This is a genomic window from Chromohalobacter sp. 48-RD10, assembly GCF_029889785.1.
GTDB lineage: Bacteria > Pseudomonadota > Gammaproteobacteria > Pseudomonadales > Halomonadaceae > Chromohalobacter.
This window is the reverse complement of the sequence record NZ_JARANX010000116.1, coordinates 1-1,767: the sequence shown is the minus strand read 5'-3', so window position 1 is coordinate 1,767 and position 1,767 is coordinate 1. Positions and strand designations below refer to the sequence as shown.

At 57.0% G+C, this 1,767-nt stretch carries 3 protein-coding genes; 1 reads left to right on the top strand and 2 read right to left on the bottom strand.

Annotated elements, in window-relative coordinates; all coding sequences use genetic code 11:
* On the top strand, positions 1-545 hold a 545-nt coding region (locus OP496_RS17565; protein ID WP_280565187.1), incomplete at its 5' end, for an SLC13 family permease.
* Between the two features lie 128 nt (positions 546-673).
* Here OP496_RS17565 and OP496_RS17560 read toward each other — a convergent pair.
* Together OP496_RS17560 and OP496_RS17555 are read right to left on the bottom strand one after the other, a co-directional pair.
* Positions 674-1,402 (bottom strand): LrgB family protein, encoded by a 729-nt coding sequence (locus tag OP496_RS17560; protein WP_280565185.1) that lies wholly within the window; start codon positions 1,400-1,402, stop codon positions 674-676.
* The coding region (locus OP496_RS17555) for a CidA/LrgA family protein (RefSeq protein WP_280565183.1) at positions 1,399-1,767 on the bottom strand (369 nt) is incomplete at its 5' end. The genes OP496_RS17555 and OP496_RS17560, both read right to left, overlap by 4 nt.

Genomic DNA, 1,767 nt, shown 5'->3' with positions numbered 1-1,767 from the left:
ACACCACCATTGCTCTGGCCGCCGGTATCGGGCTGTTTCTCGTCCCTAGTGGAGACAAGGCACGCGGCGCGCTGCTCGACTGGGACAGCGCCAAGGAGCTTCCTTGGGGTGTCCTGCTTCTCTTCGGCGGCGGACTAGCATTAGCAGGGATGATCAAGAGCTCCGGCCTGGCCGAGTGGATCGCTCAACAACTTTCGATCTTCAGCGTGTTCCCGTTGTTGATGCTGGTGGGCATCATCGTATTGGTTATCATCTTCCTCACCGAAGTGACCTCCAACACGGCCACGGCAGCCGCCTTCCTGCCACTTCTCGGTGCACTCGCCATCTCGTTGGACATGGACCCGCTGGTGTTCACGGTCCCTGCCGCCATTGCCGCAAGCTGTGCTTTCATGATGCCGGTTGCGACCCCACCCAATGCTATCGTGTTCGCGACGGGGCATATGAAGATTCAAACGATGATCCGCGCCGGACTACTGCTTAACATTGTCGGCACCCTCCTGATCACGCTGATCACCGTGTCCCTGCTACGCGTTCTATGGGCGTGAACCGCGCATGACATAAACGATCAAGACGTTTTGTAATATCAACGTATGGCAACGCTCCATGAAGCGTTGCCATACCGGTTTCAGCTTTCTAGCTTTGAATGAAACTCACAAGATAACGGTATAAATAATCAAATACCGAACAGATGCACCAAAGGCGGCAGGATGAAGGCCGTCAGAAGCCCCGTCAGCCCCATCGCTAGTCCCGCAAAGGCTCCTGCCGCAGCACCGATCGAAGAAAAGGAATAGGCCGTTCCGAACCCATGCGCTGCCAAGCCCATGGTAAAGCCTTGAACACTGGGATCGCGCACCCTGACCAGGCGGAAGATGACAGGTCCCAAGGCACATCCAAGGGACCCCGTTATCAACACCATCCCCGCCGCCAGCGACGGAATGCCGCCCAGTTTCTCGACGATCCCCATCGCGATGGGTGATGTCACCGACTTGGGTGACAGTGTCAGCACGGTTTCGCGACTAGCCCCCATGAGCATCGCGACCCCCACCGCTGACGTCACCGCCGTCACGATTCCCGCGACGCAGCTAAGTAATATCGGCACCAACATACGCCTGACACGTTCTCGATAGTCATACAAGGGAATCGCCAAGGCAACGGTCGCGGGCCCCAGGAGGAAATGGATGAACTGAGCACCCTCGAAGTACGTCGCATAATCGGTATCCGTCAGTGTCAGAAAGGCAATGATCAGAACGATGGTGAGCACGACCGGGTGCAGAAAAGGCGTCCCCCCTAAAAGACGATTGAGGTAACTCGCCCCCATGAAGGCCAGAAACGTCACCAGAAGATGCAATAATGGACTGGCAGAGAGGTACACCCAAAGCTGATCGAGTACGGGCATGCTCATGGACGCTTCTCCCGCCATTCGTCACGCGGGTCTTTGGGTACCGAGCGCATCAACCACGACATCACTTTTGCCGTGACAGCCAAGGTCAAGGCGGTCGACACCACGAGCGTTACGATGATGGGCCAGAATTCCGCCTTGATAAGATCGAAATGCACCATGATGCCAACCCCCGCAGGCACGAAGAGAAGCGTCAAGTAACGCAACAGCCCTTCACCACTCGTGCGCAGCCCCGCAGGCACACGTCCATTGATCATCAGCCCGACCAACAACACCACCATACCCACGACTGGTCCCGGTACGGGAAGCTGGAGCCCATGCACCAGGATTTCGCCGAGAAACTGACACCCTAGAAGCACGCTCATTCC

What these genes read in the sequence shown, in the direction of transcription:
- OP496_RS17560 (WP_280565185.1), bottom strand. Translation starts at nt 1,402, where the DNA reads ATGAGCATGCCCGTACTCGATCAGCTTTGGGTGTACCTCTCTGCCAGT.